General features: G+C 72.1%; 16 protein-coding genes. 7 read left to right on the forward strand and 9 right to left on the reverse strand.

The annotated features are described in order from the left end of the window. Nucleotides 1–1,790: glycosyl hydrolase 53 family protein (locus tag M8C13_RS32170; protein ID WP_252484524.1), on the forward strand; the 1,790-nt coding region annotated here is incomplete at its 5' end. A 67-nt stretch (nucleotides 1,791–1,857) separates the two neighbouring features. Here the strand turns inward: M8C13_RS32170 and M8C13_RS32175 are convergent. The 3 genes from M8C13_RS32175 to M8C13_RS32185 form a co-directional block, all read right to left on the reverse strand. Further along, a complete protein-coding gene (locus tag M8C13_RS32175; RefSeq protein WP_252484525.1) occupies nucleotides 1,858–2,550 on the reverse strand; it encodes a hypothetical protein in 693 nt (230 codons plus the stop codon). Nucleotides 2,551–2,708: 158 nt separating this feature from the next. Then, nucleotides 2,709–4,463 (reverse strand): beta-galactosidase family protein, encoded by a 1,755-nt coding sequence (locus tag M8C13_RS32180; RefSeq protein ID WP_252484526.1) that lies wholly within the window; start codon nucleotides 4,461–4,463, stop codon nucleotides 2,709–2,711. Nucleotides 4,464–4,489: 26 nt separating this feature from the next. Next, entirely contained in the window at nucleotides 4,490–6,730 is a 2,241-nt protein-coding gene (locus tag M8C13_RS32185) for a rhamnogalacturonan lyase (RefSeq protein ID WP_252484527.1), read from the reverse strand. A 233-nt stretch (nucleotides 6,731–6,963) separates the two neighbouring features. Here M8C13_RS32185 and M8C13_RS32190 point away from each other — a divergent pair, with 233 nt between their 5' ends. Beyond that, entirely contained in the window at nucleotides 6,964–7,959 is a 996-nt protein-coding gene (locus M8C13_RS32190) for a LacI family DNA-binding transcriptional regulator (protein WP_374213218.1), read from the forward strand. Nucleotides 7,960–7,963: 4 nt separating this feature from the next. On the opposite strand, the gene M8C13_RS32195 is transcribed toward M8C13_RS32190, so the two are convergent. Continuing rightward, a complete protein-coding gene (locus M8C13_RS32195) occupies nucleotides 7,964–10,804 on the reverse strand; it encodes an AAA family ATPase (RefSeq protein WP_252484529.1) in 2,841 nt (946 codons plus the stop codon). A 177-nt stretch (nucleotides 10,805–10,981) separates the two neighbouring features. Here M8C13_RS32195 and M8C13_RS32200 point away from each other — a divergent pair, with 177 nt between their 5' ends. The 3 genes from M8C13_RS32200 to M8C13_RS32210 all read left to right on the forward strand — a co-directional run bounded on the left by M8C13_RS32200 (nucleotide 10,982) and on the right by M8C13_RS32210 (nucleotide 15,319). After that, nucleotides 10,982–12,514, forward strand: coding sequence for a S8 family peptidase (locus M8C13_RS32200; RefSeq protein WP_252484530.1), 1,533 nt, complete (start codon nucleotides 10,982–10,984; stop codon nucleotides 12,512–12,514). Nucleotides 12,515–12,548: 34 nt separating this feature from the next. Beyond that, entirely contained in the window at nucleotides 12,549–14,003 is a 1,455-nt protein-coding gene (locus M8C13_RS32205; RefSeq protein WP_252484531.1) for a trypsin-like serine protease, read from the forward strand. Nucleotides 14,004–14,143: 140 nt separating this feature from the next. Further along, on the forward strand, nucleotides 14,144–15,319 hold the full coding sequence (locus tag M8C13_RS32210; RefSeq protein ID WP_252484532.1) for a serine hydrolase: 1,176 nt from the start codon (nucleotides 14,144–14,146) through the stop codon (nucleotides 15,317–15,319). Nucleotides 15,320–15,323: 4 nt separating this feature from the next. On the opposite strand, the gene M8C13_RS32215 is transcribed toward M8C13_RS32210, so the two are convergent. Both M8C13_RS32215 and M8C13_RS32220 read right to left on the reverse strand, forming a co-directional pair. After that, nucleotides 15,324–16,313: a BTAD domain-containing putative transcriptional regulator gene (locus M8C13_RS32215; protein WP_252484533.1), complete on the reverse strand. Its 990-nt coding sequence runs from the start codon at nucleotides 16,311–16,313 to the stop codon at nucleotides 15,324–15,326. A gap of 68 nt (nucleotides 16,314–16,381) precedes the next feature. Further along, entirely contained in the window at nucleotides 16,382–18,541 is a 2,160-nt protein-coding gene (locus M8C13_RS32220; protein ID WP_252484534.1) for a tetratricopeptide repeat protein, read from the reverse strand. 427 nt (nucleotides 18,542–18,968) lie between these two features. On the opposite strand from M8C13_RS32220, the gene M8C13_RS32225 reads away from it, so the two are divergent. Together M8C13_RS32225 and M8C13_RS32230 are read left to right on the forward strand one after the other, a co-directional pair. Continuing rightward, nucleotides 18,969–19,262: a DUF3558 domain-containing protein gene (locus tag M8C13_RS32225; RefSeq protein WP_252484535.1), complete on the forward strand. Its 294-nt coding sequence runs from the start codon at nucleotides 18,969–18,971 to the stop codon at nucleotides 19,260–19,262. Nucleotides 19,263–19,384: 122 nt separating this feature from the next. Next, complete coding sequence (locus M8C13_RS32230) at nucleotides 19,385–20,920, forward strand: FAD-dependent monooxygenase (protein WP_252484536.1); 1,536 nt, start codon at nucleotides 19,385–19,387, stop codon at nucleotides 20,918–20,920. A gap of 55 nt (nucleotides 20,921–20,975) precedes the next feature. Here M8C13_RS32230 and M8C13_RS32235 read toward each other — a convergent pair whose 3' ends face one another. The 3 genes from M8C13_RS32235 to M8C13_RS32245 all read right to left on the reverse strand — a co-directional run bounded on the left by M8C13_RS32235 (nucleotide 20,976) and on the right by M8C13_RS32245 (nucleotide 24,071). Beyond that, entirely contained in the window at nucleotides 20,976–21,962 is a 987-nt protein-coding gene (locus M8C13_RS32235) for a zinc-binding alcohol dehydrogenase family protein (RefSeq protein ID WP_308202880.1), read from the reverse strand. A 58-nt stretch (nucleotides 21,963–22,020) separates the two neighbouring features. Beyond that, nucleotides 22,021–22,941: a MerR family transcriptional regulator gene (locus M8C13_RS32240; protein WP_252484537.1), complete on the reverse strand. Its 921-nt coding sequence runs from the start codon at nucleotides 22,939–22,941 to the stop codon at nucleotides 22,021–22,023. A gap of 327 nt (nucleotides 22,942–23,268) precedes the next feature. After that, nucleotides 23,269–24,071 (reverse strand): IS5 family transposase gene (locus tag M8C13_RS32245; protein ID WP_374213219.1). Its coding sequence is split into 2 segments (ribosomal slippage): nucleotides 23,269–23,726 and nucleotides 23,726–24,071, totalling 804 coding nucleotides; the frame shifts between segments, so codons are not numbered across the junction. Nucleotides 24,072–24,120: the final 49 nt, after the last annotated feature.

Below are 24,120 nucleotides of genomic sequence, written 5' to 3' on the forward strand. Positions count from 1 at the left end.
CGCCGGCACACGCCCTCTACGGCACCGCTGACATCAAGCCGATCGAGAGCAACATCGCCGCCAAGTTCTGGGCCTCGGCCACCGCCAGCAGCGGCTCGTCCACCGCCCCCTCGGCGATCGACGGGAACCCGGCGACCTCCTGGTACGCGGAGGGTGCCGGCAGGCAGTGGCTGACCGTCGACCTCGGCGGCGGCTATGACAACCTGCGCAAGGTCAAGGTGCTCTTCGCCGAGCGCGGGGTGACCCACCGGTACCGCGTCGAGGTCTCCGCCGACGGCCGCCGGTGGACGCAGATCGCCGACCGGACCGCCGCGCGCGGCGCGGTGCACCTGTTCACCCGGCCGGGCACCCGCTTCGTCCGTCTCACCGTGCTCGGCGCGTCCGGTCAAGCCAGGATCGGGGTGAGCGAGCTCCAGGTCTTCAACTACCTGCGCCCGGACCTCACCCTCGGCGCGGACCTGTCCTGGGTGGACGACCGCCAGGACCAGGAGCACTGGGTGCACCCGCTGGCCGCCAACAAGGGAGCCGGGCCGCACCTGCTCGACGTGGCCAAGGACCGCGGCATGGAGTACGCCCGGCTGCGCATCTTCAACGAGCCGAGGAGCGAGAGCACCGGCGAGCCGACGCCGATCCCCCGCCAGGGACCGGAACGCTCGCTCCAGTCGGCACGGTGGATCAAGGACCGGAAGATGGGCCTCGGCATCGACTTCCACTACGCCGACTCCTGGGCCGACCCGTCCAAGCAACCGAAACCGCGCGCCTGGGCCGGGCTGGAGTTCGAGGACCTGACCAAGGCGGTCTACGGCTACACCCGCGACTACCTCCGCCAGCTGATCCGGCAGGGCACCAGGCCGGACAAGGTCGCGGTCGGCAACGAGATCATCAACGGGTTCCTGTACGGCAGCGAGGCGGCCCTCATCGGCACCACCGACCCGCCGTACTTCGTCAACCAGGCCGAGATCTACCAGGCCAAGCCCGGCGGCGGCCTGCTGTGGCGCTACTGGCAGTCGAGCGACCCGGTCGAGCAGCGGCTCTACCACGAGGCCTGGGACCGGTTCACCACGCTGGCCGCGGCCGGGATCAAGGCGGTCCGGGACACCTCGCCGCAGTCCAAGGTGGAGATCCACGTGATCGTCGGCACCGACCGGCTGGCCAAGACCATGGAGTTCTGGCACCAGTTCCTCACCAGGGTCAAGGCCAAGGGCCAGAACCCGGACGTGCTCGCCATCTCCTACTACCCGGAGTGGCACGGCACCCCGGAGGCCCTGGACCGCAACCTGCACACGATGGCCAAGGCCTACCCCGGCTACGAGATCGACATCGCCGAGACCGCCTACCCCGCCTCCGGGGGCAACGGCTCGCCGATGCCCAACTCGCCCTTCCCGCGCACCATCCAGGGCCAGGCAGACGCGATCCAGCGGGTCTTCCAGGCGGCCAACGACGTGGTCGGCAACCAGGGCGCCGGCGTGCTGGTCTGGGAACCCGCTGGCTTCCAGCCGATGTTCCGCGCTGTGCCCGGCCTGCCCAACACCTGGGAGCCGCACGCCTCGATCAACGTCTTCAACGCGAGCCGGGCCAAGCACGTCCTGGAGGACACCGTCTACCTCAGCGCCCGCACCGGCGAGGTCCCGGCACTACCCGCCACCGTCCGCGCCCTCACCACCGCGACCAACACCACCGCGGCGATTCCCGTTCGCTGGCAAGCGTTTCCGGCCGGGGCGACCGGTGAGGTCGTGGTCGTCGGGACGACGGCGCTGGGCCGGGTCACCGCGGTCATCGACGTCAACTAGCGGGGGCCACCAGACCGTGGGCAGGCGGGCTGAACACACCGCCCGCCTGCCCACGTTTCAGCCGCGGTCAGCCGCCCGAGACCGAGTAGCTGTTGGTGGTGAAGTTCAGGCCACCGTTGGAGGAGGTGATCTCGTAGCCGAACTGGACATCGCCGACGGTGACGTCGCCGTACCAGCCGCGGTTGCGGATCCAGTCCAGCACCGCCTTGATGTCGACCGTGCCTGCCGAGGTGTTGGAGGTGCGCAGGAAGGAGAACACGGCGTTGCTGCCGTTGGAGCCGCGGTAGACGTCCCAGGTGTGGCCGCCGACGCTGGCCCGGACCTGGAAGGAGCCGATGGCGCCGACCGGGCCGGTCTTGTTCATCCACAGCATGATCTCGTAGGCGTTGTTGTTGGCCCAGATGTCATACGCGGTCGCGTAGGCGCCCGAACCGGGCACACTCACGTTGAAACTGCTGCGCAGGGAACCGATCGAGCTGATCCGCTTGTTGATCGCCTTGCCCGCGTGCGGGTACGACTTCACCCCGCCGGTGTTGGGGTGGTTCGCCCACACGCCCCAGTTGCTGTACGAGTTCGCCCAGATCGACTGCGGGCCCGCACCGCCGCCCCAGATGTTGTTGCGGACCGTGTAGCCACCGTTTGACCAGGTGCCCCACTTGTCCGAGGACGACCAGGCCGCCGCGGACGCGGCAGGCGCTCCCAGCGCCACCGCCAGTAGCGCGGCCACCGCCACCACAAGCGCACGAATTAGTTTGCTCATCAACTCGTCCTTTCCGCACAGCATTGAACGGAATTCGATCCGCCGCTGAATCGAAGCGGTTCACCGGGACCTTAGAGAGCGAATGTGTCGAAGGCAACGAAAAGTTGGTTCGACGTGCGTTCGACAGTCGAAACGGTCGATTCGACGGAAGAAAGGAGTCAGGCCTCGGTGTGCCCGAGCAAAGGTTCGGGCACGAAGTGCACGACCGGCTCGCCCATGGCGTCGAGCTCGAGCACGACCACCTCGTTCTCCCCGGCGCGGACCACCGGGCCGGGCAGGTAGAGCGTGCGCTGCGGGGTGCGCGACCAGTACCGGCCGAGGCAGAAACCGTTGACCCACACCACGCCCTTGCCCCAGCCCTGGGTGTCCAGGTGCAGGTCGGCGGGCTCCGGCAGGCTGAACCCGGCGCGCAGCAGCACCGGTCCGGCCACCGGGCCGGTCAGCGGCGTGCGCTGCTCGTCGGGCCACACCGGCGGCGGGCAGCTGAGGTCGATCGGCAGCACGTCCCAGCCGGTGAGGGGGACGCCGTTGAGCGTCGCGCCGCCGATCAGGCCCTTGGGCTCGCCGATGCGCGGGCCGTAGTTGACCCGGCCCTGGTCCTCGATGAGCACCGACAGCGAGCCGGTGCCGCTGCCGAGTCCGAGCACCCGCTGGTGGTGCTCGCGCAGCAGGGTGCCGACCGGCTGGTCGTCCAGGAACACCGAGGCCCGGTCCCGCACCTCGCCAAAGCCGAGCACCGCGGCTCCCGGCGCGTCGATCCGGGTGCGCAGCAGGGCCAGCCGCGGCGCGCCGTCGAGGTCGTCCAGGCGCGGGAGGGTGTGGTGGTGCTGCCAGCTGCCCCAGGCCTCCGGGTTGTCGAACAGGCGGACCGGGTCGCCGAGCGGGGTCGTCAGCGACGGCGCGGGCGGCGCCGGCGGCGGCGCGTCCGGCACCGGGTGGTACTTGGCGATCACCTCGCGGAAGGCGTGGTACTTGGCGGTCGGCCTGCCCGCCTCGTCCAGCGGGGCGTCGTAGTCGTAGGAGGTCACCGTGGGCTGGTAGACGCCCTTGTCGCTGGCGCCGCTGGTGAGCCCGAAGTTGGTGCCGCCGTGCACCAGGTAGATGTTGACCGAGGCGCCCGCGGCCAGCAGCGTGTCCAGCTCGGCGGCCGAGTCCTCGACCGGCGTGGTGTGGTGGTGGGCGCCCCAGTGGTCGAACCAGCCGACCCAGAACTCCGAGCACATCAGCGGTCCGGTCGGCTGGTGCCTGCGCAGGGTGGCCAGGCGTTCCGCGCAACGGGAGCCGAACGAGCCGGTCATGTGCACACCGTCGATCCGGCCGGCCACCATCATCTCGTCGATGGGCTGGTCCACTGTGGTCAGTGGCACGGTGATGCCCGCGTCGCTGGTGTAGTCGACCAGCGTCTGGAGGTAGGCCTTGTCGCTGCCGTACGCGCCGTACTCGTTCTCGATCTGCACCAGGATCACCGGTCCGCCCCGGTGCACCTGCAACGGCGCGATGACCTCGTGCACCCGGCGCAGGTACTCGCGCACCGCGGTGAGGTAGCGGTGTTCGGAGCGGCGGATGCCGGTCTCCGGGTCGCGGAACAGCCAGGCGGGCAGGCCGCCGTTGTCCCACTCGGCGCAGATGTAGGGGCCGGGGCGGACGATCGCGTACATGCCCGCCTCGGCCACCAGGCGCAGGAACCGGCCGAGGTCGAGCCCGCCGGTCAGGTCGAACTCGGTAGGCGTTGGCGCGTGGGCGTTCCACGGCACGTAGGTCTCGATCGTGTTCAGCCCCATCCGCCTGGCCTTGTCGATGCGATCGGCCCACTGTTCTGGGTGCACGCGGAAGTAGTGCAGCGCACCGGAGAGGACGCGGAACGGCTGGCCGTCGAGCAGGAAGTCCTGCTCGCCGATGCGGAACTCGGGCACGAGAGTTGTCCTCCGGGTCAGGGTGGTCAGCGGGGCGGCCGGGGCACTCGTTGCCAGTCCACATCGGAGGCGAGGTAGAAGCCCGGGTAGGCCGGTTGGTTGTAGCCGGTCTGCTGGCGCGCCACGTCCACGCGGTACTGCTTGTCGTGCATGAGCGTGTACATCTTGTGGTTCGTCGGCTCGGTGCTGGTGAAGATCCGCAGCGCCGAGCTGTCCGCGGTGCGCACCAACAGCTCCTCGCGCCAGTCGCCGAAGACGTCGGCGACCAGGGACGGGTTGCCCTTGGTGTGGTTGTTGGTGCGCGTGCCCTCGGCGGTGAGCAGCCTGCCGCGCCGCCAGTCGTCGATGGCCGGTGTCTCCTCGATCGCCCCGCTGACCAGCTGCGTGGTCAGGTCGCCTGCCCAGCGGATGCTCATGTTCGTGCCGGGAGAACGCTCCTCCACCAGCCTGCCGTCCGCGCTCCAGATGCCGACCGCGCCGGAACCGCCCGGCATCGACGCCCAGGTCTCGATGCCCGGCACGTCCGGCCGGACGTCGCCGATCATGCCACGGCCGGTGTCGCGGCCGGAGTAGCCGCCGTACCGGGTCTCGCCGGTGGCGGCGTCCCGCAGGGCATAGCCGTACGGGGCCCACCTCGCGCCCTCGTGCACCATGTAGATCTCCAGGCCGGGCCGGTGCGGGTCGATGTCGGTGACGTGCAAGGCGTCCCCGTGCCCGACCCGCGCGCGGGCGCCCGGATCCGCGCTGCCCGGCGGCAGGATCCCGGTGGAGCTGTACTTCAGGCTGCCGTCCTCGTCCAGGGTCGCGCCGCCGTAGACGATCTCCTGCCTGCCGTCGCCGTCCACATCGGCCACGCTCAGCGAGTGCGCGCCCTGGCCGGTCAGCTTGGCGTGGCTGGGGTTCTCGCCGTCGCGGCCGTGCGGTGCGTCGTTGAACGGGTTGCTCATCGGCGTCCAGCCGCTGTCGGCCAGCCAGCGCTGCTTGAGCCGCCTGCCGTCCCAGTCGTAGGTGGCCACCGCGGCCCGGGTGTAGTAGCCGCGGGCGAAGATCGCCGAGGGGCGTTTGCCGTCGAGGTAGGCGACGCCGGCGAGGAAGCGGTCGACCCGGTTGCCCGGTTCGATCCGGCCCATCGCGTAGTCGCCCCACCGCAGCCCGTCGTCGCCCCGGCCCGGCTGGTAGCGCACCGTCTGCAGCTCGCGGCCGGTGGCGCCGTCGAACACGGTGAGGTACTCGGGTCCGTCCAGGATGAACCCGGCGAAGTCCCTGAGCTTGTTGTTCGGGCTGCGGCCGGGCGCGTAGACGTCGATGAAGTGGTCGGCCAGCGCCCTGGCGTCGTTGTCGGACAACGGATACCGGTAGCGCGGTTCGAGACCGAAGGCCTGTTCCAGCGTCTTCGGCCACCGCCCGGCCAGCACCTCCGGATGCCGGTCCCAGCCCCGGAACACGGTCACCAGGTGCTGGTAGTAGCCCGCGGCGCTCAGCCGGTAGTCATCGGTGTGCCGGTAGCCCGCGCGAACGTCCTCCGGTGGCAGCGTGATGTGCCGTTCGCGGCCGTCGCGGCCGGTCGACTTGGTGCCCGGCGCGGTCTTGACCATCAGCTCCGAGCGGCCGTCGCCGTCGAAGTCGTAGACCAGGAACTGGGTGTAGTGCGCGCCCGCCCGGATGTTGACCCCGAGGCTGACGCGGTTGAGCAGCGTGCCGTCGAGCCGGTAGGTGTCCAGGTGCACGGGACCGGTGTAGCCGACCTGCGAGACGTCCTTGGCGTTGGAGGGCTCCCACTTCACCACGTACTCGTACTGCCCGTCGCCGTCCACATCGCCGACGCTGACGTCGTTGGCCAGGTAGGTGTAGCTCTCCCCGGCCGGCGTCACGCCGTCCGCGGGCTTGCGCAGCGGCAGGTCGTGGAAGGAGGCGGCCCACGCGGTCACCGGTTTCGACCACCGGACGGGTACGCCGCGCACCAGTGGCGCGACCCGGTACCGCGCGCCGGGCCGGGCGGTCGGGTCGAGGTAGGTGGTGCTCGCCGACACCGTGGCCACCCGGGCGCCGTCGCGGTAGACGGCGAACTCCGGCCCGGCCATACCGGTGGCGGTGGCCCCGGTGACCTCCTCGCCGAGCAGCCGCCAGCTCAGCTGCACGCCCCGGTCCGTGGTGGCGGCGACCAGGCCGCGGTCGAGCTGTTCCAGCGGGGCGCGGTGCCGGGGGCCGGGTCCGGCCACCGCGGTGGCGGGCAGCAGCAGCGTCACCGCCAGGACCGCCGCGTGCATTGCCCATCGTCGCGAACCCACGGCGGTTCCTCCTCGCTCCGGCGACTTCCTTACCCTGCAACACGGAATGCGCTTTCCGCAACGGCTTGACGCCAGCCCGGCCGCTACCCTAGCTTGTCTTTGAATCGATTCAACACACCAAGCTCCGCCCTGACCTGATCTTCGGGCCTACACTCCGCTACGGGACCCGAGGGACAGGAGCGGTGGTGCGGCCACAGGTGAGCATTCGCGACGTGGCGACACGCGCGAAGGTGTCCGTCGGCACCGTGTCCAACGTGCTGAACCGGCCGGAGATCGTCGCGCCGGGCACCAGGGAGCGGGTGCTGCACGCCATCGGGGAGCTGGGTTTTGTGCGCAACGACGCCGCACGGCAGCTGCGCTCCGGCACCCCGAAGGCCATCGGCCTGGTGGTGCTCGACGTCGGCAACCCGTTCTTCACCGACGTGGCCAGGGGCGCGGAGGAGGCGGCCAGCGAGGCGGGCCACGCGGTGATCCTGTGCAACAGCGACGAGTCGCCGCAGCGCGAGGCCAGGCACGTCGAACTGCTCACCGAGCAACGGGTGCACGGCGTGCTGATCACGCCGGTGGCCACCGACCTGGCCTCGGTGCGCAGGCTGCGCGAGTGCGGGCTCTCCGTCGTGCTGGTGGACCACCCGACCACGGAGCTCGACCTGTGCTCGGTCGCGGTGGACGACCGCGCGGGCGGGCGGCTCGCGGTCACCCACCTGCTCGCCGAGGGGTATGAGCGCCTGGTGATGGTCAACGGCCCCGCGCACGTGCACCAGGCGCGGGAGCGCTGCCGGGGCGCGATGGACGCCGTGCGCAAGGCACGCAGGCCGAAGGGCGTGCTGGAGGAGCTGACCGTGCCCGCGCTCAACGTCGCCTCCGGGCAGCGCGCGGGCGAGCAGATCCTGGCCAGGGCCACCCGGCCGGACGCGGTGTTCTGCGCCAACGACCTGCTCGCCCTCGGCATGCTGCAAACCTTCGTGCGCACCGGTGTCCGGGTGCCGGAGGACATCGCGATCGTCGGCTACGACGACATCGACTTCGCCGCCTCGGCCGCGGTTCCGCTGACCTCGGTGCGCCAGCCCAGGCAGCTCATCGGCCGCACCGCGGCGGAACTGGTGATCGCGGAGACCATGACGCCTGCCGAGCACGAGCACCAGCACGTGCTCTTCGCGCCGGAGCTCATCGTGCGGGAGTCCAGCCTGCGCGCGCGTAAGCGGTGACGCTTCAGAGCCGGATGTCATGGCGGGAGGCGGCGTTGAGCTTGCGGCACACCTTGGCCACGTACTCCTCCACCGTGCGCCGGGAGATGAACAGGGCCTGGGCGATCTCCCGGTTGGTGCGGCCGCTGGCCACCAGGCGGGCGATGTCCTGTTCGCGCGGGGACAGCTGGCTGCCGTAGCCGCGTCTGCCCCGGGGCGAGGGGGTGGGCACGCCGATGCTGCGGATGTGGTGGCGGCAGCGGGCGGCGTCGACGGTGGCGCCGAGGGCGTCGTAGGTCTGGGCGAGCGAACCGAGTGCGGCGGTGTCGGGCGGAGCCGCGCGCAGGGCCGCTTCGGCGAGCTGGGTGGCGCGGTAGGTCAGGCCCAGTTCGCGGTGCTCCTCGACCGCGGCCTGGTAGAACCGCTGGGCCTCGCCGCGCTCGCCGGTGGCCGCGGCCAGTCTGGCCCGGCAGGCGGTCAGCGTCGCCTGGGCGAACGGGGCGTCGGTGCCGGTCAGGCCGTCGGCCAGCTCGGCGAGCAGGTCACGGGCGGCCTCGGGGCGGTCTCCCGCCAGGTAGCACTCGACCGCGTGCGGCACCACCTCTCCCGCCCAGATCCAGGCCCCTTTTCCGCGCAGCAGGGCCACTCCGCGCTCGGCCTGCCGCTCGGCGGCCGCGGTCTCGCCCCGGCTGAGCAGCATGGCGGCCAGGCCGCCGACCGCGGCGATCCGCACCGGGATGGTGGCCGCCGCCGGGTGGGCGCCCTCGGCGGCCTGGAACCCCGCTTCGGCGCGCGCCCAGTCGCCGCGCGCGGTGGCCAGCCAGCCGCAGGCCAGGTTCAGCTCGGTGGTGACCGGCGGCAGGTGCGCGTAGGTCCGCAGCAGCTCGGCGATCCGCTCCTCCAGCCCTGACCACTGCCCGGTGAGCCAGTCCAGCCGGACCGCGGTGGCCTCGGCGGCGCCAATCACGTACGGCGCGCCGACCCTGGCGGCGAGGGTGAGCCCGGTGCGCAGGAAGGCCTTCGCCCGCTGGTGGTGCCCGATCCACGAGCAGGCGTCGGCCAGGTTGCAGTGCGCGCGGGCCAGGTGGCGCACCTCCTCCGGGTCCAGCGCCTCGGCCGGGGCGGGCAGCCGCGCGGCGCGGTCCCAGGCGCTGGGGTCGCCCGCGATCAGCCTGCCGCCGAGTGTGGTGGCCAGCACGGCCAGGCGCAGGGCGCGGGTGGGCAGGTGGTCCAGGATGCCCTCCACCCGGTCCAGCCAGGCCTGGTGCTCGGCCAGGGGCGCGGTGTTCAGGTAGGGCACGGCCAGCACCGCCATGCCGCGCGCGATCCGGCCGGGCTGGTCGGCCAGCAGCTCGACCGCGTGCGCGATCTCCGCCTCGGCGCGGTCGGACTCGCCGGTCTGGCGGAGCAGCAGCAGGCCGAACCACAGGTGCACCTCACCGCGGACGTCGGCGGTCAGCCGGGGGTCGGAGAGCAGGTCCTCCACGCGGGCCAGTGCCGAAGGGCTGTGCAGCCCGGCCACCGCGTTGTCGCACAGCTTCATCGCCAGCCGGTTCACGTCCTCGGCCCTGGCGTCCGCATCGGAGATCACCTGGCAGAGCAGGTCGATCGCGGTGGGCACGTCCCGGCCCGCCACCGCGGCGTCGGCGGCCAGCTCGCTGTACCGGAGCCAGTCGGTGACCAGGCCACCGGCCTTGGCGTGCGCGGCCAGCCGGGCCAGCGGCTTGCGGTCGAGCCCGGACAGCACCCGGATGGCGCGCTTGTGCAGCTCGCCGCGCCACGGGCCAGGGGTCGACTCGCGCACCGCCCGCGCGGCCATCGGGCACCGGAACCCGTAGCGGTCGGCCGAGACCTCGACCAGCACCGCCGAGCGCACGAGCAGGGTCAGCTGGTCCAGCTCGGCCTCCCCCGCGACCGCGGCCAGGGTGTCGGCCGACTCCGCCACGTCGAGCACCGCGGCCGCCTCGGCGAGCGCGCGGGCGGCGGGCGGCAGGCCCCGCACGCGCTCCTGCACCGCCTCGCGCACCAGGGCGGGCACCCCGGTCTCGGCCAGCACCCAGCGCGCGGCCGTCTCGTCGGTGCGCACGTCCCGTTCCGGCGCGGGCAGCGCCCGCACGGTCTCCTCCACCACGAACGGGATACCGGCCGTCTCCCGCCACAGCGCCTCGGCGAAGTGCGCGGAGGTCAGTGGCGCGCCCAGCACGGCGTTGACCATCGCGCGCACCTCCCCCGCCTCGAACGGGCGCAGGGTGAGGTGCACCCCAGTCACCCCGGGCGGGATGCGCAGGGCGCGGCCGAGCGGGGCCTGCGCCGGCAGATCCTCGGAGCGGTAGGTGGCCACGACGGACAGCTCCGGCGGCGGGTCGGCGAGCACGAAGCGCAGCACCTGGCGGGTCCGCTCATCCGCCCAGTGCAGGTCCTCCACCACGAGCACGGTCGGGCCCAGAGCGGCGAGCAGCTGCCGGATGGCGCGGAACACCCGGTGCCGTTCGGCCACCGGATCGCCCAGCGGCGGCGGCGCGGGCGGCAGCTGCGCGGCCAGCTCGGGCAGGTGGTCGCGCAGCGCGCCGGTCACCGGTCCGGGATCGCGCAGCCGGTGCCCGCACCGGCTGAGGCAGTCCAGCAGCACCCCGTACGGGAACGGGTCGGCCAGCGGCTGGCAGGCGGCCATCACCACCTGGGCCGGCCCGCCGCGCGCGGTGGCGGCCAGCTCGGCCACCAGCCTGGTCTTGCCGATCCCCGCCTCGCCCGCCACGAAGGCCACCGAGGGCGGCCGTGCGGTCGCGGCGCGCAGGGCGGCCAGCTCCGCGTCCCGGCCGATCAGCGGCGGCGGACCGGAGCGGGTTCGCACGGCATCGTCGAGCATCCGCACTCCCGTCGTCGACCGCCAGGGTAGGTCGGCGGATCTGCCGCCATAACCCCGAATTCGGCTGGTCCGCCGGGTGCGGTCAAGTCGGGTACCCCTACGGGGACTTACCACGGTTGTTCCCCCTCCGCCGAGGCCGAATGGTGATGTCCACCCACTGCGGAATGGAGGAAACCGATGCACAGGACGCGAAGAACAGCGGCTCTGCTGGCCGTCGCCGCGGTCGCGATGACCGTGACCGCGGGAGTCGCGACCGCCCAGCCGGAAGCCGCCGTCGTCCAGGCCGGCGAGCACATCGCCGGGCGTTACCTCGTGGTGCTGAAGGACAGCGCCCGTGCGGCCGAGGGCCACGCGAGCACGCTCACCCAGCGCTACGGCGGGGTGGTCGCGGACACCTACTCGGCCACCCTGAACGGGTTCGCGGTCCGCGACCTGCCCGAGCGGCAGGCGAAGCTGCTGGCCGCCGACCCGTCGGTCAAGGCGGTGCACGAGGACGGCACGACCAGGGCGGTCGCCGAGGAACAGCCCAACCCGCCGTCCTGGGGCCTGGACCAGATCGACCAGCGGACCACCAGCCTGGACAAGAAGTACACCTACCCGAACAAGGCGGACAACACCACCGCCTACGTCATCGACTCCGGGGTGCGCATCCAGCACTCGGAGTTCGAGGGCAGGGCCAGCCACGGCTACGACTTCATCGACAACGACAACGACGCCAGCGACTGCTTCTGGCACGGCACCCACGTGGCGGGCACCATCGCGGGCAAGACCGTCGGCGTGGCCAAGAAGGCCAAGGTGGTCGCGGTCCGTTCGCTGAACTGCGGCGGTTCCGGCCCGGACTCGGCCACGGTCAGCGCGCTGGAATGGGTGGCCAAGAACGGCGTCAAGCCGGGCGTGGTCAACCTGAGCCTGGTGATGGACACCGTCGGCGTCGGCGACGAACAGGTCAAGGCGTTGGTGGCCAAGGGATTTGTGGTCGCGGTGGCGGCGGGCAACAACGGCCAGGACGCCTGCACGGCCAGCCCCGGCCGCACCCCGGAGGCCTTCACCATCGGCTGGATCAACCAGGGCGGCGGCCGCAGCGGCAACTACGGCCGCTGCGTGGACCTGTTCGCCCCTGGCGGCAACATCTACTCCACCGACCACACCGGCGCCTACCGCACCGGCAGCGGCACCTCGATGGCCTCTCCGCACGGCGCGGGCGCGGCTGCGCTGTACCTGGGCGCGAACCCGGGCGCGACCCCGCAGCAGGTCCGGGACGCGTTGGTGGACAACGCCACCCCGAACCTGGTGACCAACCCGGGGGCCGGTTCGCCGAACAAGCTGCTCTACACCGGGTTCATCGGCGGCGGCCCGACCAAGTGCGGGGTCAAGACCAACGACGAGGACGTGTCCATTCCGGACGCGGGCGCCGCGGTGGGCAGCACCGTGACGCAGAACTCCTGTGAGGGCAAGGCATCCGCGACGCTGCCGGTCCGGGTGGACATCGAGCACGGCTACACCGGGGACCTCGCCATCGACCTGATCGGCCCGAGCGGAGCCACCTTCCCGCTGCACCGCGCCGGTGGCGTCGGCGAGGCGGGCGGCGTGCACCAGAGCTTCACCGTGGACGCCTCCCGCGAGGAGGCCAACGGCACCTGGCGGCTCTCGGTCCGCGATGTGCACCGCTTCGACACCGGAACCCTGACCGGGTGGTCGATCACCTTCTGAGTCCGCGCCAATCCCCTGCGAGTCAAGGAGCACCATGAGAACACCACGTCTGGTCACCGCCCTGTGCCTGGCACTGGCCGCGCTGGCCATGCCGGTGACCGCGGCGATCGCCGAGCCCGCCCCGATCAGCACCGCCGCCCTCCCGACCGATGAGCTCAAAGCCGGCGACGCGGGCGCGAACGTCATCAACGGGCAGCGCACCACGGTCAAGGAGAACCCCTTCGTCATCGCCGGTGTGCGCGCCGGCGGCGGCGGGCCGCAGGGCCAGTCCTGCACCGCCGCGGTGGTGGGCAAGCGCAAGATCCTCACCGCCGCGCACTGCATGATCGACGTCGGCGGGGCCAAGAGCTACATCTACGGCGACGACGACCTCACCACCGCGGGCGATGAGACCTTCCGCACCAAGGTCACCTCCTTCAAGGCGCACCCGCGCTACACCGGCCCGAACTCCTGGCAGACCGGCCACGACGTCGCGGTGATCACCACCGCGGACGACCTGCCCGTGCCGGAGAGCCAGTGGGCGAAGGTGGCGGGCTCCGGTGACACCGGGCTCACCCAGCCCGGCAAGTCCGGCACCGTCTTCGGCTACGGCCGGACCAGCTCCAGCGGCGGCTCCGGTGCGCTGTACAAGACCACGTTGCCGGTCAACGACGCCAAGAACTGCCAGGTGTTCAACATCCGGGTCAACCCGGATGTGATGGTGTGCGTCGGTTATGACGACGGGCGCACCGGGACGTGCAGTGGCGACAGCGGCGGTCCGTACATTGTGGACGGTGTGGTGGCCGGGGTGGTGTCCTGGGGCGCCAGCGGCTGCGACCGCTACAGCATCATGGCGCGGCTGACCAACGAGATGGGCGACTGGGCCAGGAAGGAGATCGGCGGGCAGCCCGGCGACGGCAAGTTCACCGTGGGCCTCTCACCGTCCTCCGGCAAGGTCGAGCCCGGCAAGCACATCTCCACCAGCGTCACCAGCAAGGCGGGCGACCAGGGTGCGGAGAAGCTGGAGCTCAGCGCCGCCGGCCTGCCCGACGGGGCCACCGCCACCTTCCAGCCGGCCTCGATCACCTCGGGTGAGGTCGCCAAGCTGACCATCGAGACCGCGTCCAGCACGCCGAAGGGCACCCACAAGGTCACCGTCACGGCCAAGGGCGGCTCCGGCGCGAAGACCGCCGAGTACACCCTCACCGTCGGCGACGGCGGCTCCACCGAGGGCCCGAAGCCCGCGGCCACCCCGAGCTCGGCCACCTCCGGACCGGGCGGGTTCATCAACACCACGGTCGCCGTCACCGGCGGCACCGGCACCATCAGCCTCAGCGCCGAGGGCCTGCCCTCGCGGCCGATGTTCATGCCCGCCACGGTCAGCCCCGGCGGCAGCTCGCGGATGAGCGTGGGCGTCCCGTTCCAGACCGGCACCTACAAGATCACCATCACCGCCACCGACAGCGCGGGCAAGTCCGGCAGCACTGAGTTCACCCTCACCGTGCGCTGACCCCCGCGGGCCGGAGCCCGTGCCGCCGCCCGCGGCACGGGCTCCTCCGCACCCGCCGCGACCAGCCATCTCATCCGGATTTCAGCGCGGGCTGGGACGCTGCGCCGGTAGCACGACGGCTACCGAGATGGGGGTTCTTCGTGATCAAGAGACTCGGGCGCAGACCGGTGGCGGCGGCACTGGCCGCCCTCGCCGCGGCGGGTTCGGTGCTGGCGGGCGGCACCGCGCACGCCGCCGACGGCCACGCCGACACCCAGGCGCTGCTCAACGGCTACCAGTCGCACGCGGGACCGGGCGCGGCGGTGTACGCGGGCAACCGGAGCGGTTCCTGGCACCTGAGCGCGGGCACCGCGTCGATCACCGGACCGGCGCGGCCGATCCGGCCGGACGAGCACTTCCGGGTGGGCAGCCAAACCAAGACCTTCACCGCCGCGGTGGTCCTGCAGCTGGTCGACGAGGGCAAGGTGGCGCTGGATGAGCCGATCGAGCGCTACCTGCCAGGTCTGGTGCAGGGCAACGGTTATGACGGCAACCGGATCACCGTGCGGCAGCTGCTCCAGCACACCGGCGGGGTGGCCAACCCGAACGTGCTGACCTACGCCCAGCAGGCCGCCGGGCTGCTCAAGCCGGACGGCAGCGTGGAGCTGCGGCCGCTGGTCGAGGTGGGCCTGCGGACCTTCCCGCCGGTGGCCGAGCCGGGCGCGAAGGTGGAGTACTCCAACCTGGGTTACATGATCAACGGGCTGCTGGTGGAGCAGCTCACCGGCGTCTCCATCGGCGAGGCCATCACCAGCCGGATCATCAACCGGCTCGGCCTGACCAGGACCACCTTCCCCGGCCCCGGCGACCGCTCGCTGCCCGCCCCCTACCTCTCCGGCTACCGGGGTGTGCGGGCCGGTCCGTTCTTCTTCTGGACCGAGACCACCTCGGCGCCGCTGATCTCCGAGCCGTCCATCGGCAGCCCGGCGGGTGCGGTGCTGTCCAGCCTGGCCGACCTGTCGAAGTTCTACCGGGCGGTGGTGGACGGCGGGCTGTTCTCCGCGGCCACCGGGGCGGAGATGCGCCGGATCGCGACCATGCCCAACCCGGCCGACCCGCGCTGGCTCGGCATCGGCCTTGGCGTGCAACAGCTCGCGCTCTCCTGCGGTGGCCATGCCTGGTTCCACAACGGCATCGCCACCTCCGGCTACACCTCGCTGACCGCGGTGACCGAGGACGGCAGGCACGCCTCGATGATGACCAACGCCTGGGAGATGACCGCGATCAAGCCCACCCCGGTGGACGTGATCGAGTCCGCGCTCTGCGGCAGCCGGTGAGGCGTCACGGGGTGGCGGGGCCGCCCGCCGCCCCGTGCAGCACCGCCTGCCGCATCCGGCGCAGCTCCGGCCCCGGCCGCGCGGCCAGGTCGGCGGCCAGCCGGTCGCGCACCCGGTCGAACAGGGCCAGCGCGTCGGCCGGTCGGCCACCGGCGCTCAGGGCCCGCATGAGCAGCGCGGCCAGCGGTTCGTGGTGCGGGTGCACCGAGGCCAGCGCCCACAGCTCGTCCAGGGTCTCGGCGTGCCTGCCCAGGCGCAGCTGGCAGTGCGCCGCGCGCAGGGCGAGGTGCACCCGCCGGTCGGTCAGCCGGAGCCGTTCGGTCTCCGCGAACGGTCCCAGCAGCCCGGCCAGCGGGTCGCCGCGGAACAGGGCCAGCGCCCGCCGGTAGGCCCGCACCGCCTCGGCCAGGTCACCCGCGCGCTCGGCGGTGGCCGCCTCCGCCGCGATCCGGGTCAGCCCGGTCAGGTCGAGATCCACGGCGGTGGCGCGGAAGCGGTAGCCGCGCTGGTCCCGTTCGATCACCGGGTCCGCGCCGCGGTGCAGGCATTTGCGCAGCCGGTAGACGTAGACCGGGACCACGTTGCCCAACGGCGGTTCCAGCCCCCACACCCGGTGCAGCAGCTCGGCCTGGCTGACCGGGAGGTCCGGGCGCAGCACCAGCGCGGCCAGCAGGCTCTGCTGGCGGACCGGCCCGAGGTCCAGCGCTTCCGCGCCGTGCCAGGCCCGCACCGGTCCGAGCACCGAGATCCGCAGCCGCGCCGCCGGGGCCGGGGTGGTGCGCGGGAGGGTGATGCCGTGGTCGAAGGCGTAGACGATGGCCGCGGCCCGGTCGCGCAGGCCGAGCTTGGCCTGGATGCGCCGGACGTGCCCGGTCACCGCCTGCTCGGTGACCGCGAGCGCGCGGCCGATCTCGGCGTCGGTGCGGCCGCGGCCGAGCGCGCGCAACACCTCGCGTTCGGTTCCGGTCAGCTGTTCGGCGGTGAGGCTGGACACCCGCTGAGCGTGCGGGCCGGGCCGGGCAGCCGACCAGGCCAGGAACCGGCCATTTGTGGCCGGTCCGGTCACCGCTTCGGCTGCGGCCTGCGCCCCTGCCGCCGGTACAGCCGCAGCGCCTGCCGCCACACGTCACCGGCCGGTCCGGGCTCGCCAAGCGCGAGCTGGGCCTCGGCCAGTTTCGCCAGGGTGTTGGCTTCCTCGTAGGTGTTGCCGAGCTCGCGGTACACGGTCAGCGCCTGCCGGTAGTAGTCCAGGGCGTCGGCGTGCCTGCCGGTGTGCTGGGCGATGTAGCCCAGGCTGTCCAGGGTGTAGCCGAGGCTGTCCGGCGCTGCGCGGTCAGGCTGCTTCCTGAGCAGGGACAACGCGTTCTCGCAGTGCGCGCGGGCCTGCTCGAAGTCGGTCAGCAGGGCGTGGTACCAGCCCACCGCGTTGAGCGCCTGCGCTTCCCGCAGCGGCAGTCCGAGCCCCCGGTACAGCGCCAGCGCGCGGGTGGCGTGCGCCAGCGCGTTCTCGTTGTCCCCCAACTGTTCCCTGGCCCAGGCGAGGGTGTGCTGGGTGTGCGCCTGAGCCAGCCGGTCATCACCTTGTTCGGCCAGCTCCAGCGCCTGCCCGAGCTGCCGCACCGCCTCCTCGTGCTGCCCAGCCCTGGCCTGGGCGTGCCCAAGCAGCCGGTGCGCCCTGGCCCGCGCGGCCGGATCACCCAGCGCCTCGGCCGCGGCCAGCCCGGCCTGCCACAGCGCGAGCGCCCCGTGCAGCCGCCCGCGCCGCCGGTGCACCACGTCCAGCGCCCCGGCCAGCTGCCACACCAGCAGGTGCCAGCCCCGCTCCCCGGCCAACCTGAGCACCGCGGCCAGGTTGCCCTCCTCGGCGTCGAACCAGGCCAGCGCCGCGGCCTCGTCCCGCAGGTGGCTGTCGGTGGCGGCCGGTTCCAGCGGGATCGGCTCGCGGTGCGGGGCCAGCAACCGGTCCGCGGCGTGCGCGGTGCTCAGGTAGTGCCCGGCCAACGCGGCCTCCCGGTCCGCATCGCCCGCCGCCAGGCGCTGGGCGTACTGCCGCACCAGGTCGTGGAAGCGGTACCGGCCGGGCGCGGGCTGCTGGAGCAGGTGCGCGTCCACCAGCTCTTCCAGCAACTCCTCGGCCGCGGCCACCTCGATCCCGGCGAGCGCGGCCGCGGCCCGCCGCTCGATGTCCGGCCCAGGATGCAGCCCCAGCAACCGGAACAACCGCTGCTGCCCCGCCGTGAGCTGCCGGTAGGACACCTCGAACGCCGCCCCCACCCCCGCCAGCCGCCCCTCCCGCAACCGCTCGGTCAGATCCGCCACCGTCCACGCCGGCCGCCCGCGCAACCGGGCCGCCGCGATCCGCACCGCCAGCGGCAGGAACCCGCACCACCGCACCAGCTCCGCCACGGCTTCCCGTTGTCCCGCAACACGTTCCGCCCCAGCCACCCGCTCGAACAACGCCACCGCGTCCCCGGCGGACAACACATCCAGCGACACCGCCCGCCCACTGCCCAGCCCGGCCAGCCGCCCCCGGCTGGTCACCAGCGCCAGACACCCGGCCGCCCCCGGCAACAACGGCCGCACCTGCGCCGCGCTCCCCGCGTTGTCCAGCACCACCAGCACCCGCCGCCCGGCCAGCTCCGCCCGCCACAACGAGGCCCGCTGATCCAGCCCAGCCGGAATCCGCTCCCCACCAACCCCCAACGCCCGCAACAACATCTCCAGCGCCGCCGCCGGCTCGGTGGCCTCCCGCTCACTGGCGTGCCCATGCAGGTCGATGAACAACGCGCCGTCCGGATAACGCCCGGCCAGCCGGTGCGCGACGTGCACGGCCAGCGTGGTCTTGCCCACCCCGGCCATACCGTCGATCGCGTCGATCACCACCGTCCGCGCCCCACCGTCATCCAGCTCCGCCAGCAGCCGCTCAACCTCCTCGGCCCGCCCGGTGAACTCCGCGGTGTCCCCCGGCAGGTCATTGCGACCACTGGCAGGCGACGCGGAACCACCGACGGCCGCGGCCAGCAGCCGCCCGCGCTCGGCCGGCGCCAGCTCCAGCGCGTCGGCCAGCCGCCGGGCCGTGGACGGCCGGGGATCGACCCGCTTACCGGTCTCCAGCCCGCCGATGGTGCGCACACCGACCCCGGACCGCTGCGCCAACTGCTCCTGGGTAAGCCCCGCCAGACCCCTGAACTGCCGCAACAGCAAGCCAAACCGGCCCGTCACCCGTCCCTCCCCCTCCGGCGCGGATCACACCAGGGCGAGGTTAGCGCGCGCCTGGCCACCGATGGCCGGTGCGTGTCCTGGATCAAAGTGAGAGCAACTTCTGATTCGCGCCCCAAGCCGGAACCGATCGGCCACAACAAACCGCCTGCGCTACGGTGACCCACGGGGAGTGGCACGTACACAGGGGTGGAAATGACCAAGCCCCATGGATCCCGCAGGTGATAAACGTCAGAAGTCTACCGCCGCAACAGAAACACATCTGAACGCACCAGGAGCTGGAGCGCTGATTAAAAGGGCAGCCGGGTGGGTGGATCCGGCTGGCACGGGGAGCGAGCAGGTCAAGATGAGCAGCAAGGGCAATATCGACTGGGTGAACAGGTGATCCGCCGTGAGTTGACCGGCCCAGGAAACTGCGGGACGTGTTCCCGTGCAGACTCCTGACCGAGGCCCAGAAGAGCAGTCTCGGCATTGGCTTGATCAGCTCTACCGGCGCAAGTCGGAGTTCAGCACCTTCACGCCGGCCACTGTGGACGGTTACCCAGCGGTGCGGACCGCGGATGACAAGAAGTCGTGCAAGCTCCAGGTAGCGGTCAACGAGGACCAGAGCTTCGAGGTCGACCTGGTGGCGATCGACCTGGCCAAGCCGTTGTACGGCGGCGCATGTGAGTTCGCGGAGGCGATCGCCAAGGCGATGTTGCGCAACGTTCCGGACGGGCGCTGAACTCCAGTCTCCGTCCCACTCCAACATATAGCGCACCGGGGGCCTTGCGGCAAGGCCCCGGTCATGCCGCAGAATCTCCCGCCGTAGCCTCAACCAGCGAAAACGGGAGTACCCAGGTGCGAATGACGGACGCCGACGTGATCATCGTGGGCGCGGGCCCGACCGGGCTGATGCTGGCCGGTGAGCTCCGGCTGGCCGGGGTGCGGCCGCTGGTGCTGGAGCGGCAGCCGGAGCTGCGGGACATCCCGAAGGCCGGTGGGCTGGGCGGGCAGGTCCTGGAGTTGTTGCGCTACCGGGGTGTGCTGGACAAGCTGGTCGCGGCCACCACCGGTCCGCTGCCGCCGCCCCGGTTCCCCTTCGGCGGGGTGCACGTGGACCTCACCCGCCTGCCGGATCCGCCGATGCACGCACTGCCCCTGCCGCAGGCGCGGCTGGAACGCGTGCTGGAGGACCACGCGCTGGGGCTGGACACCGAGATCCGGCGCGGGCACGAGGTGCTCGGGGTGCGTCAGGACGAGGGCGGGGTCACCGCGGAGGTGCGCGGGCCGGACGGGCCGTACGAAGTGCGGGGCAAGTACCTCGTGGGGTGCGACGGGCCGCGTAGTCCGGTGCGGGAGCTGGCCGGGATTCCGTTTCCTGGCACCGCTTATCCCGAGGTGAACCGGTTCGCGCACGTGACCTTGCCGGACTCGGTGCGGGTGCTGGACAACGGCGATCTGGACATCGCCGGGCAGCACCGGATCAGCGCCGGTTTCACCAGGACCGAGCGGGGTGTGTTCGCCTTCGGGCCGCTCGCCCCCGGGGCGTTGATGGTCTACACCACCGAGGACGAGTTCACCCAGCCCGAGGACGACGCGCCGATGACGCTGGCCGAGGTCAGCGAGAGCGTGCGCCGGGTGCTGGGGGTTGACCTGCCCATGGGCGAGGCCAGCAGGCTTTCCCGCTACCGCCACCAGGCGCGGCAGGCCGAGCGGTACCGGGACGGGCGGATCCTGCTCGCGGGTGATGCGGCGCACCAGTTCCCGGCCACCGGGGTCGGGCTCAACGCCGGCCTGCTGGACGCGGTCAACCTGGCCTGGAAGCTGGCCGCCGAGCTGCAAGGCTGGGCTCCGGACGGGCTGCTGGAGACCTATCACCGGGAGCGGCACTTCGCCGGGGCGCGCACGCTCCAGCACACCCAGGCCCAGGTGGCGTTGCGGCGCGGGCAGGACGCGGCCGCCGACGCGCTGCGGGCGGTGTTCCTGGAACTGCTCGCCGACGAGCCCGCGGCCCGGCGGATCGGCGCGATGATCGCGGGTTCGGACTTCCGCTACCCGCTGCCCGGCGCCGACCGGCACCCCTTGGTCGGCGCGTTCGCCCCCGACCTCGCCCTGCACACCGACCAGGGCGGCACCAGCGTCGCCGAGCTGCTCGCCACCGGGCGGCCAGTGCTGCTCGACCTGACCGGGCGGGCGGACCTGCACGAGGTCGCCGCGGACTGGCGGCACCGAGTCGACCTGGTCACCGCCAAGACCGAGGACCGGCCCGCCGACCTGCTGCTGATCCGCCCGGACGCGCACATCGCCTGGGCAGCGGGCATCGACGAGTCCGCGGACACCGCGGCACCCGCGCTGCGCGAGGCCCTCGCCACCTGGTTCGGCGACCCGGCCGCCCGGTGATGCCGAGCTGGTGCGGCCGCGCTGCCTCCGCCAGGGGCAGCGCGGCCGCCACCGCCTACTGGAGACCAACCCTGACCACGAGTTTCCCCACCGCGCCGCCGTCCTGCATCAGCTGGTGGGCCTCGCGGATCTCGGTCAGCGCGAACACCCGGTGGATGCGCACCGGCAGCGTCCCGGCCTCGATCAGTTCCAGGTAGCGCTGGAGGTCGGCCTGTGGCAGGTCGCTGCTCTCGCCGCCGTAGGCGGTGAGGCGGACGCCGTTGGGCAGGTAGTCCATCGGGTAGAAGTCCGGGATGGTCCACTGGTCGCTGAGCATGCCGGTGAAGCAGACCGTGCCGTGCTTTCCGGTGGCGCGCAAGGTGTCCGGCAGGGTGTTGGTGCCCACCAGCTCCAGCGCCGCGTGCACGCCCTCCGGCCGGATCTCCCTTACCTGGGCGGCGATCCGGCCGTCGTCGAGGATCGGGTGGTCGACGCCGAGGTCGCGCAACGCGTCCAGCTTGGCCGGTTTCCTGGTGGTGGACAACACTTCCAGCCCGTGCTCCTTGGCCAGCACCGCGGCCGCCACGCCCACCGAGGAGGTGCCGCCGCGGACCAGGAAGCTCTGGCCGGGCTGGATCGCCAGGCCGGTGTGCAGCGAGCCGTGCGCGGTCTGCAGCATCTCCGGCAGCGCGCCGAGGGTGGCCCAGTCCAGGCTGGTCCGCACCGGGATGACACTGCTCGCGGGCACCAGGGTGTACTCGGCGTAGCCACCGTCGAAGGCCCGGCCCATGCCACCCATCATCGCCACCACCGGCTGGCCCGGCTCGAACTCACCACCCGGCGCGGCGTCCACGGTGCCCACCGCCTCGATGCCGGGAATGATCGGAAACACCGGGTTGGCGGCCAATCCGGTGCGCAGGTGCTGCTCGGAACGGTTGAGCCCGAAGGCCTCCACCTTGATCCGCACCCAGCCGTCCCGGGCCTCCGGCACCGGCACCTCACGCAGCTGGAGCGCCTCCACCGGACCCGGCCCGTCCAGCACCACCGCACGCATCGTCCTCATGCCGTGATGCAACCCGCCCCGGTCCGGAAAAGTTCCCGGACCGGGGCGGATCATTCGATCAGTGCGAGGCGCGCAGCGCGGCGATCACCCATTCGAAGGCGGGCACCGCGGGACCGGCCGGCCGGGGCGGCCACCCGTTGAGCACGCCCAGCAGGTGCCAGTACCGCTCCACCCTGCGGTCGGTGAAGGTGGCCAGCTGATCAGCCACCCCGGCCCGCTCGGCCGCGGGCAGCTTGGGCGCGATCCGGTCCAGGTAGGCCGCGGCCTCCGGCGCGTCCGGCGCGACCCCGGCGGCCAGCGCCGCACCCGCGTGCTCCACCACCAGTTCCGGCGTGATGCCGAAGTCCGGCGACTGCTGCCCGGCCTGCTCGGACCCGGCCACCGCCATCTCCCGGACCCGGCGCTGGAAGTCCTCGTCCCGCACCAGCTCCGCCAGCTCCACCCAGGCGTTGACCTGCTCATCGGTGGGATCGTCGGGCAGCTCGGCAGGCAGCTGCCGCATGGAGTCCGCGAGCCCAGCCCCGGGTGCCGCCGGGTCGGTGCCGTCGAACGCGCGCTCGACGAACTCGTCCAGGATGCGCTGCCGCTCCCCCGCGGACAGTCGCGCCAGTTCGTGCATGAGTTTCATCTCCTCGGTAGTTCCGCCACGTCGAACGACCGCCCGCAGCACCGCCCGCCGCACCCGCAAGGTGCGGATCTCGGCATCCAGCGCGGTCACATGCGTCCGCGCCACATCGGTCACCGTGACCTGCTCGGCCAGCACCTTGGCCACCGTGTCCAGGTCCATCCCCAGCTCACGCAGGGTGCGCACCAGCTCAAGCCGGCCGACCGCGGCCGCGTCGTAGAGCCGGTAACCCCCGTAGGACCTGGCGGTGGGCGGCAACAGTCCGCTGTCGGACCAGAACCGGATCGTCCTGGTCGACAGACCGGTGCTGCGGGAGAGCTGTCCGATGGTGAACAGCTCGTCTTCGTCGTTCACGAGGAGCAGCCTGAACCTTCCAGCAGGTGGAAACTCAAGCCCATTCTCACCGAGCCCCCGCCAACTCGCCCGAAACCGGCACTCGACCGGTCATGATCACAACCGAAACGCACTCGATTTCGGACCACGTGAACCAAGGGCCCACGGTGCTCCATTTGCCCTGGTAGAGGCCGTCAGGTCTCGTCAGGACCCGTCATCAGACGGCCCAGGGACGGCCCCAGTGTTGATCTTACTCGGGCCGGTATCGAAGTCGCGGAGCTGAGTGCTCCAGCGCCAGGCCAGCCGACTGCTGGCCGGAAGCCTCCGGCTGGCGGCCGCACTAAGTGATCAGTTCAAAATGAGTTTTCGTAGGCAGATGATCGAGCAGGCCAGGCTGAGCATCGCTTGGTGGACGTCGGCTCTGTGCTCGGTGCGGACTCGGAGTCGACGGAAGCCCTTGAGCCAGGCGAAGGTGCGCTCCACCGGCCAGCGGAGTGTGCCCAGACCGAGGCCGTGTTCGACTCCGCGGCGGGCGATGACCGGGGTGATGCCGCGTGCGCGGACCAGGCGGCGGTACTTGTCGTGGTCGTAGCCGCGGTCGGCGTAGAGCCGGCGCGGTCGGCGTCTGGGCTTGCCGACCACGCCACGGATCGGCGGAATGGCGTCGATCAGCGGGATCAGCTGGGTGACGTCGTTGCGGTGGCCGCCGGTCAGAGTCACGACCAGGGGGATGCCGGTGGCGTCGGTGATCAGGTGGTGCTTGGAGCCGGGCTTGCGCCGGTCGACCGGGCTCGGCCCCGTGTGGTCCCCCCTTTGAGGGCGCGCAGGTGGGTGGAGTCGACCAGCATGGCGGAGAGGTCCAGCAGCCCGGCCGCGCGCAGCTCGGCGAGCAGGCGTTCGTGCACCTGCTGCCACACCCCGGCCTCGTGCCACTCGGTCAGCCGTCGCCAACAGGTGGCGCCCGAGGCACCGAACAGTGTGGTGGGCAGCCGGTTCCACCCGATGCCGGTGCGCACCGCGTACAGGATCCCCTCCAGCGCGGCCCGGTCGTCGGCACGCCTGCGCCCCGGATGGCGAAAGCGCCTCGGACGCACCGGGATCAGCGGCTCCAGTCGAGCCCACAACTCGTCGGTCAAGACCTCCTCACGCACAAGGCGATCCTGGAACACCTTGCCGCACCGGCAAAGCCGACACGCGAGC

Source organism: Crossiella sp. SN42 (assembly GCF_023897065.1).
GTDB lineage: Bacteria > Actinomycetota > Actinomycetes > Mycobacteriales > Pseudonocardiaceae > Crossiella.

Coding starts and splice junctions, on each gene's coding strand:
- M8C13_RS32175 (WP_252484525.1), bottom strand. CDS start 2,550: ATGAGCAAACTAATTCGTGCGCTTGTGGTGGCGGTGGCCGCGCTACTG.
- M8C13_RS32185 (WP_252484527.1), bottom strand. CDS start 6,730: ATGCACGCGGCGGTCCTGGCGGTGACGCTGCTGCTGCCCGCCACCGCG.
- M8C13_RS32195 (WP_252484529.1), bottom strand. CDS start 10,804: ATGCTCGACGATGCCGTGCGAACCCGCTCCGGTCCGCCGCCGCTGATC.
- M8C13_RS32200 (WP_252484530.1), top strand. CDS start 10,982: ATGCACAGGACGCGAAGAACAGCGGCTCTGCTGGCCGTCGCCGCGGTC.
- M8C13_RS32205 (WP_252484531.1), top strand. CDS start 12,549: ATGAGAACACCACGTCTGGTCACCGCCCTGTGCCTGGCACTGGCCGCG.
- M8C13_RS32230 (WP_252484536.1), top strand. CDS start 19,385: ATGACGGACGCCGACGTGATCATCGTGGGCGCGGGCCCGACCGGGCTG.
- M8C13_RS32235 (WP_308202880.1), bottom strand. CDS start 21,962: ATGAGGACGATGCGTGCGGTGGTGCTGGACGGGCCGGGTCCGGTGGAG.